9 protein-coding genes are annotated in these 7,309 nt (G+C 62.5%); 7 read left to right on the top strand and 2 right to left on the bottom strand.

Translation table 11 applies throughout. From position 1 onward, the window contains the following. Positions 1–134: 134 nt before the first annotated feature. Positions 135–1,184 (bottom strand): CobW family GTP-binding protein, encoded by a 1,050-nt coding sequence (locus NKI19_RS28385; protein ID WP_352492679.1) that lies wholly within the window; start codon positions 1,182–1,184, stop codon positions 135–137. A 201-nt stretch (positions 1,185–1,385) separates the two neighbouring features. On the opposite strand from NKI19_RS28385, the gene NKI19_RS28380 reads away from it, so the two are divergent. Both NKI19_RS28380 and NKI19_RS28375 read left to right on the top strand, forming a co-directional pair. Then, on the top strand, positions 1,386–2,108 hold the full coding sequence (locus NKI19_RS28380; protein WP_352492678.1) for an intradiol ring-cleavage dioxygenase: 723 nt from the start codon (positions 1,386–1,388) through the stop codon (positions 2,106–2,108). Between the two features lie 203 nt (positions 2,109–2,311). Beyond that, complete coding sequence (locus NKI19_RS28375; RefSeq protein ID WP_254816029.1) at positions 2,312–2,794, top strand: MarR family winged helix-turn-helix transcriptional regulator; 483 nt, start codon at positions 2,312–2,314, stop codon at positions 2,792–2,794. A 1-nt stretch (position 2,795) separates the two neighbouring features. Here the strand turns inward: NKI19_RS28375 and NKI19_RS28370 are convergent, their stop codons facing one another. Continuing rightward, positions 2,796–3,569, bottom strand: coding sequence for an AraC family transcriptional regulator (locus tag NKI19_RS28370; RefSeq protein ID WP_352951260.1), 774 nt, complete (start codon positions 3,567–3,569; stop codon positions 2,796–2,798). Between NKI19_RS28370 and NKI19_RS28365 the strand changes: the two genes are divergently transcribed. The 5 genes from NKI19_RS28365 to NKI19_RS28345 all read left to right on the top strand — a co-directional run bounded on the left by NKI19_RS28365 (position 3,522) and on the right by NKI19_RS28345 (position 7,280). Beyond that, positions 3,522–3,656, top strand: a complete 135-nt coding sequence (locus NKI19_RS28365) for a hypothetical protein (RefSeq protein WP_352951261.1) — start codon at positions 3,522–3,524, stop codon at positions 3,654–3,656. The two genes, NKI19_RS28370 and NKI19_RS28365, sit on opposite strands and share 48 nt — an antisense overlap. Before the next feature lie 65 nt (positions 3,657–3,721). Continuing rightward, entirely contained in the window at positions 3,722–4,129 is a 408-nt protein-coding gene (locus NKI19_RS28360) for a DUF2000 family protein (RefSeq protein WP_352492676.1), read from the top strand. A gap of 198 nt (positions 4,130–4,327) precedes the next feature. Next, complete coding sequence (locus tag NKI19_RS28355; RefSeq protein WP_352492675.1) at positions 4,328–5,212, top strand: DMT family transporter; 885 nt, start codon at positions 4,328–4,330, stop codon at positions 5,210–5,212. Positions 5,213–5,280: 68 nt separating this feature from the next. Next, positions 5,281–6,303, top strand: coding sequence for a LacI family DNA-binding transcriptional regulator (locus NKI19_RS28350; protein WP_023676245.1), 1,023 nt, complete (start codon positions 5,281–5,283; stop codon positions 6,301–6,303). Continuing rightward, positions 6,300–7,280 carry a 2-hydroxyacid dehydrogenase gene (locus tag NKI19_RS28345; RefSeq protein WP_352492674.1) on the top strand — a complete coding sequence of 327 codons (981 nt, stop codon included), beginning with the start codon at positions 6,300–6,302 and terminating at the stop codon, positions 7,278–7,280. The genes NKI19_RS28350 and NKI19_RS28345 overlap by 4 nt, the downstream gene beginning before the upstream one ends. The last annotated feature ends 29 nt before the right edge of the window (positions 7,281–7,309 follow it).

The raw sequence follows: 7,309 nt of genomic DNA, 5'->3' as shown, positions 1-7,309 counted from the left end.
GATCTCCTTCGCAACAAGATCGAAGATTGTCTCGTCCGACGAGGCCAGGCCGTCCGCCAAGCTCAATTGACCAAGCACACGATCAACCATCCGCGAATCTCCCACAAGGGGAGAAGGAAGAAAGGGCAGCTAAATCAAGCGGCCTGGCAGGCCTCGAAGCTTGTCTTCAGCCGCTCGGCGTCGAGTTCGCGGCCGATGAACACCAGCCGGCTCTCGTGCTTCTCGCCGTCCTTCCAGGCGCGCTGGTGGTCGCCCTCGATGATCATGTGCACGCCCTGGATGACATAGCGCTCGTCATCGCCCTTCAGCGCGATGATCCCTTTCAGCCGCAGGATGTTCGGGCCTTCCATCTGGGTGACCTTCTCGATCCACGGGAAGAACTTTTTCGGGTCCATCTCGCCGCCGCGCAGCGACACCGACTGCACCGTCACGTCATGGATGTCGGAAGCGTGCGCATGATGATGATGCCCGTCATGATCGTGGTGATCATGGCCGTCGTGATCATGGTGGTGATGGTCATGATCATCATGCGCCTCGAGGAAGTGCGGATCGTTCTCCAGCGCCCGGGACAGGTCGAACGCTCCGCGATCGAGCACCTCGGACAGCGCCACGCTGGCGCGAGTGGTGCGATGGATTCGTGCCGCCGGGTTGATGGCGCGGATCGTCGCCTCCACCTTGCTCAGCTCTTCGGGGGTGACCAGATCGGTCTTGTTGAGCACGACGACATCGGCAAAGGCGATCTGGTCCTCGGCCTCGCGGGAATCCTTGAGGCGCAGCGGCAGGTGCTTGGCGTCGACCAGCGCCACCACGGCATCGAGCCTGGTCTTGGAACGCACGTCGTCGTCCATGAAGAAGGTTTGCGCTACCGGCACGGGATCGGCGAGGCCTGTGGTCTCAACGACGATGGCGTCGAAGCGGCCGGGCCTGCGCATCAGGCCTTCGACGACGCGGATCAGGTCGCCGCGCACGGTGCAGCAGACGCAGCCATTGTTCATCTCGTAGATTTCCTCGTCGGATTCCACGATCAGCTCGTTGTCGATGCCGATCTCGCCGAATTCATTGACGATGACGGCGTAGCGCTTGCCATGGTTTTCCGAAAGGATGCGGTTGAGCAGTGTCGTCTTGCCGGCGCCGAGATAGCCGGTGAGGACGGTTACGGGGATCTGCGTCTGTGCGTCGCTCATATTGTGCCTCGAATAGGGATTGTCGGCTCCATATAGGATGTGTGCTCGGCTTTTGCACGAGGCAAACCGGTGGGCGAAAGAGAGGCTGGTATTGCCGAACTTTCCTCACATTGCCGAACTTTCATTGGCGCGGGGCTGGCAGTAGGGCCTAGATAGGCCGAGGATCATTAACGGGGGCTGTTCGCACTGAAGAGGCGCCAGATGTCCGACAAGTCCTTGCCACTAAGCCGTCGGCAGACACTCGGTCTCGTTGCGGTTACCGCTGGCGGCATATTCCTGCCAGCCGGTGCAAGGGCCGGGCAGGTTTCGCCCTATGCCGGGCTCGCCTTGTTCGAAGCCGGTGCCGGCGTCTGCGCCATCACGCCCGAGGTCACCGAAGGGCCGTTCTATTTCGACCCGAAGCTTGAACGCACCGACGTCACCGAGGGAAAGAAGGGCATCGCCCTCAATGTGCGGCTGCAAGTCGTCGACGCCGCCTGCCGGCCGCTTCCCGGCGCGCACGTCGATATCTGGCATTGCGACGCCCAGGGCGCCTATTCCGGCTATCCCGGACAGGGCGATGGGCAGGATATCGACACGTCCGGCCAGAGCTTTCTCCGCGGCTGGCAGAGAACCGATGAAAGCGGCATTGCTTCTTTCGCCACCATCTATCCCGGCTGGTATCGCGGCCGCACCACCCACATCCATTTCAAGATCTTCCCCGACGACCGCTCGGTAATGACTGGCCAGATGTTCTTCCCCGACAGCCTCAGCGAGCAGATATTCGCCACCGTCGCGCCCTATAAAGATCGCCCCGGCAAACGCGATACATCGAACGCGCGGGACGGCATTGCGCGGCAGGCCGGGCCGCTGTCGCAGGCAGCGCTGCGGGAAATGGCGGACGCTTTTCAGGCCTTGATGGTGGTCGCGGTGAACGCCGGTTGAGAACACCTCGTCACGTCCCCATCCAGCCATTGCGGAAAGTCGTTTGTCATCTAACTGAAATAAACATCTGGCATTAGCCACCGCGAGCACCGCGATGCTTGCCGGCAAAGCTATTTTCCGAGCCGGAATGTTTTCGATCGTCATTGCCAACCGGCGGCCTGCTTCTATGCTGCCCGCACCGGTTCGGCCGAGGAGGGATGAGCATGGCCAAGGCGGACAAGACTGCAACAATGAGCCGGCTGCATTCGGCGGCGCGGCTGGCGCGCACGGCGCTCGCCGCCCGGCTTCTGGCGCATGGTTTCTATGCCGGCCAGGACCAGATCATGCTGGCGCTCGACCGCGAGGACGGGCAGACGCCCGGCAACCTTGCCGGCCGCCTCGGCGTGCGTCCGCCGACCATCACCAAGACCATCAACCGGCTGCAGGCGCAGGGTTTTCTGGAAAAGCGCGCCTCGTCCGCCGATGCCCGCCAGGCGCATATCTTCCTTACCGATACCGGCCGCGAAATCATCCACGCCATCGAGAAATCGGTGAAGAAGACCGAAAAGCAGGCATTGAAGGGTCTCGACAAGAAGGATCAGAAAGCGCTGTTCAAGCTGCTTGCCCGTGTCGAGGCGAACCTGTCGAACGGCGAAATGGTGCTCCCCGATGACGAACTGGATATCGAGGACAAGATGCTTGAATAACTCACACGTTCGCCGCTGACGGCCGTCGCGTGAGTGCCGACCAGCGTCCCGGTGTGACGCCGAACGCCTTCTTGAAATGCCGATTGAAATGGCTTTGGTCACTGAAACCGGCTGCGATGGCGATTTGCGCCAGTGGCTCGTCGGCTTCGATCATCCGACGGGCTCGTTGAAGCCGGCGCATCAGCAGGAACCGGTGCGGGCTGGTGGAGAAGGTGGCGCGGAAATGCCGCGACAGGGCATAACGGTCCAATCCGGTGATCGCCTCCAATTCATCCGAACGTACAATCCGCGCGACATTTTCCTCCAGATAGTCGCGCGCCAGGCTGGCGGCGCGCCACGCAGTTTTCGCTACCGGTTTCGCCGGCTGACCGGCGTGCCGGGCCAGGCTTTGCATAAGCTGCGTCATGAAATCGACGACAAACAGCTCGTCCAGTTCCTGATTCAGCGGCCCGAGCGCCGAAAGCAGCGTCGCCCGGAGATCGCGGTCTGTCACCACGGCATTCCCGACGAATGGCAGTGATCCGCCGCCGAGACAATCGAGCATCAGGGACGGCTCCAAATAGAGCATTCTGTATCGCAAGCCGTCTTCAGTGCCGGCACCGCCATCGTGCAGTTCGTCGGGATGAAGGATAATGATCTGGCCAGGCAAGCTCTGACGCGTTTGGCCGCGATAGCGGAAGCGCTGCACGCCATAAAGCGTCACCCCGATCGCATAGGTGTCGTGGCGATGGAGATCGAAGGCGTTGCCGTGGAACCGGGCCTCGATGCGTTCAATGCCGGCAGCACGGGGTGCCGGCACGATGCAGTTCTCGGCTACATCCACGCACAAACGTCCAAGACCCTGAAAGGCTTCGCCGTCTAGACCGTGCGCCATCGCTTCACTCGCAGCCTCGGATTGGACCCCCTTTTCGGATTGGAAACTGTCGCATGTTCGATACGAAATTTGCAATCGTGCTCAAGGATGATCTTCCCGTCTGGCAAAAGCTCAACGTCACCGCCTTTCTGACCAGCGGCATCGTCGCGCAGTTTCCGGACATTATCGGCGAGCCCTACCGTGATCGCGCCGGCAATATCTACAACCCGCTGTCGATCCAGCCGGTCATCGTGCTTTCGGCGGACGGCCAGACGCTCGGCGCGATCCAGCGGTGGGCGCTGGAGCGTGGTGTGACGGTTTCGCTCTATGTCGAGGAAATGTTTTCGACTGGGTATGATCTGGCCAACCGTGCCGTCTTTGCCGAATTTGCGCCGGAGGATGCCAAGGTGGTCGGCATCGCGCTTCGCGCCGAAAAGAAGCTCGTCGACAAGATCACCAAGGGCGCCCGCATGCACGCCTGAGTCGTCGGCCACTAGGTCGGCCACCAAAACAAAAAACTGAGCCTGTCGGCGGCTGTCGTTGTGCCAGCCTGTTTTGGCTTGCCCGCAGGCGACAATTGCCGCATTGGTGAGGGACTGCCTTGCTTCCCGTCCGGCCTGAAATTGAATGCTCCCCCAAGACATGACGAAAGCGCGACATCGCCGGCGGCGATCCTGTGCATGCTTTCCGTCTACGTGTTTTTCACCTTTCTCGACACCAGCAGCAAATACCTTGTGCTGGCCGGCGTCTCGGCGCTGATCGTCGCCTGGACCCGCTTCGCGGTCCATGTGCTGATCGTCGGCGTCTTTCTGCGTGGATGGCGCGAGCCGCTGCGCTTTCGTCCTGCCAACCTGCCGGCGCATCTCACGCGCGGTCTGCTCCTGTTCGGATCGACGATATGCAACATTCTCGCGCTGCGGACGCTGCAGCTGGCGGAAACCACCTCGATCTACTTCTTCGGCCCGATGGTGATCACCGCGCTTGCCGGTCCGTTGCTCGGCGAATGGGCCGGCTGGCGGCGCTGGCTGGCGATCATGGGCGGCTTTGTCGGCGTCCTCATCATCACCCGGCCGGGCGTCGGCGTTTTTGGCGTTGGCCATCTCTTTGCGCTCGGCTCGATGCTGTCGAACAGTTTCTACGTCATCATGACGCGCCGCATGTCGGCCACGGAAACCTCGGAAAGCCTCATCCTGTTTTCGGCGCTGGCGCCGGCCGTGCTGCTGCTGCCGACACTGCCATTTTCGCTTTCGCTGCCGCAGGATGGCTGGCACTGGTTCATATTGCTGATGCTTGGCGTTTTCGGCGCCCTTGGCCATTGGCTTCTTGTGCAGGCCTATCGCCTCGCCACCACCACGGCCCTGGCCCCCTATCCCTATTCGCAGATGATCTGGATGATCATCTCCGGCTTGATCGTCTTCAACCAGTTTCCCGACCGCTGGACCCTGGTCGGTGCAACCGTCATCGTCGCCAGCGGCCTCTACATCGTCCACCGCGAGCACCGGCTTCGCTTGTGCAACCGCGCGACGCTCGACGCGGAGGCGGAAGCGCTGGCAAAAAAACTTTGATTTGCTCGGGATCGATGGCATAAGAGCCGGCCTTTAAACAGTTTAAATTGCTTCGGGAGCGCAGGGCGCTGGCACAGAAGATCAAGCTTTCGACCATCGCGGATGCGCTCGGCGTGTCCACGGCCACGGTCTCGCTGGCCTTGCGCGACAGCCCGCTGGTCGCCGGCGGCACCCGCGACCGCATCAAGGAACATGCACGCGCCATCGGCTATATCTATAACCGCCGCGCCGCCAGCCTGCGCACTTCGCGCTCAGGTATAGTCGGCGTCGTCGTCCACGACATCATGAACCCGTTCTTTGCCGAGATATTGCGTTCGATCGAGAGCGAGCTCGACCGCAGCCGGCAGACCTTCATCCTGTCGAACCACTACGACCAGCTCGAGAAGCAACGCACCTTCATCGACACGCTTCTGCAGCTCGGCGCCGACGGCGTTATCATGTCGCCGGCGATCGGCACGCCGCCCGAAGACATAATCATGGCCGAGGAGAACGGTCTCCCGGCAGTGCTGATTGCACGCACCGTCGAAGGTGCCGACGTGCCGGTGTTTCGCGGCGACGATGCCTACGGCACCGGGCTTGCCACCAACCATTTGATCTCGCTTGGCCACAAGCGCATCGCCATGATCGGCGGCACCGACCAGACCTCGACCGGCCGCGACCGCTATCAGGGATATGTCAACGCCATGGAGGCGGCAGGGCTCGAGGTCAGGCCGTCCTGGCGCATTGCCGGCCCGCGCACCAAGCAGGCCGGCTTCGAGGCTGCCGGGCAGTTCCTGGCGCTGAAGGACAGGCCGACCGCGGCGTGCTGCTGGAACGACCTCGTCGCCATCGGACTGATGAACGGCATTGCGCGCGCCGGGCTGGTGCCGGGCATCGACATCTCGGTTACCGGCTATGACGACCTCGAGGAGGCGGCGATCGCGACGCCGGCGTTGACCACCGTGTGGAACGGCCAGCGCGAGGTTGGCCGCCGCGCCGCCAGCGCGCTGCTCGACAAACTCAACGGACAGACGGTGCGGCCGTCGCAGGAACTGATCAAGCCGGAACTGCATGTGCGCCAGTCGACCGGCAAACCGGTGGAACGTGCATGACAAAAACCGAACAGCAAGCTGTCGCCATTCTGGTGCCGGGCCAGTTCAACGATCATGCGGTCGGCCGCATCGACGGGGCGTTCAGCCGCGTCCGGATCGAACGCGCCGATCCGTCGCTGGTCACCGACGACATGCGCCGTACGGTGCGCGGCATAGCCGCCTTTGGCGGCATAAGCGCCGCGTTGATGGATGCGCTGCCAAAGCTCGAGATCATCGCCAATTTCGGCGTCGGCTATGATTCTGTCGATGTCCGCCACGCCGCACAGCGCGGCATCATGGTCACCAACACCCCGGATGTGCTGACCGAAGAGGTCGCCGATACGGCGCTCGGCCTGTTGATCAATACCATCCGCGAACTGCCGCGCGCCGAGGCCTGGCTGCGCGACGGAAGTTGGCTGCGCAAAGGCAATTACCCGCTGAGCCGACTGACTCTGCGCGATCGCCATGTCGGCATCTTCGGCATGGGCCGCATCGGCCTCGCCATTGCCCGCCGGCTCGACGCTTTCGGGCTGCCCATCGCCTACCACAACCGGCGCCGCGTCGAAGGCCTGTCCTATGACTATCACCCGACGCTGAAAGGTCTCGCCGAGGCGGTCGACACACTGATCTCGGTGGCGCCCGGCGGGGCTTCGACGGAAAAGGCCGTCAATGCCGAAATCCTCTCGGCCCTTGGGCCGAACGGCGTCTTCGTCAATATCGGCCGGGGCAGTACGGTCGACGAACCAGCCCTTGCCGCCGCACTTGCCAGCGGCAGCATCGCCGCTGCCGGGCTAGACGTCTTTGCCGACGAGCCGAATGTGCCGGCGGCGTTGCTTGCCGCGCCCAACACCTCGCTTTTGCCGCATGTCGGCTCGGCCTCGCAGCACACCCGCCGCGCCATGGCGGACCTGTGCGTCGACAATCTGGTTTCGTGGTTTTCGCAGCGCAAGGCGCTGACGCCGGTGCCGGAGACGGCAAACGTCAAGGCGAGGCTGTGACCGCCATTTTATTGTTAACTTCAGCTTAA

Origin of the sequence: Mesorhizobium sp. M0751 (genome assembly GCF_040320265.1) — a bacterium.
Taxonomy (GTDB): domain Bacteria; phylum Pseudomonadota; class Alphaproteobacteria; order Rhizobiales; family Rhizobiaceae; genus Mesorhizobium.
This window is presented reverse-complemented; position numbering and strand designations above follow the sequence as displayed.